Source organism: Pseudoalteromonas sp. S3178 (assembly GCF_005886985.1).
Taxonomy (GTDB): domain Bacteria; phylum Pseudomonadota; class Gammaproteobacteria; order Enterobacterales; family Alteromonadaceae; genus Pseudoalteromonas; species Pseudoalteromonas carrageenovora.
In genome coordinates this window covers 1-291 of the sequence record NZ_PNCW01000406.1, presented here as the reverse complement: position 1 = coordinate 291, position 291 = coordinate 1, and the positions used below count along the sequence as shown (strand labels likewise).

The window sequence follows — 291 nt, the reverse complement described above, 5'->3', positions numbered from 1 at the left end:
TCCGCATCGCTTATTGGCCTGAAACAATCTCAAACGCCAATAAACGATCTTGACGCTGCAAAGCGGTATCGCACCGGAACCATACGCGGTTATTATAGTGAAACCTTTCTCAAACAAGCTGGCTTTTCTGAAGGTTATGAGCTGGTATTAGTGTCAAACTACCAAAGTCTTTGGAATTTATTGTTTAAGGGCCGGATTGATTTTGTACTAACCAACACACTAACACTTGAGAAAGAACTAAATGCCCTTAAACTGGACCCAAAAGCAATTGAGCATAAGTTACTTCTTGAG

Annotated in this window: 1 pseudogene; it reads left to right on the top strand. The window is 40.9% G+C overall.

Annotated elements, in window-relative coordinates:
* Positions 1–291 (top strand): annotated as a pseudogene (locus CWC11_RS23130) (amino acid ABC transporter substrate-binding protein); the annotation flags it as partial.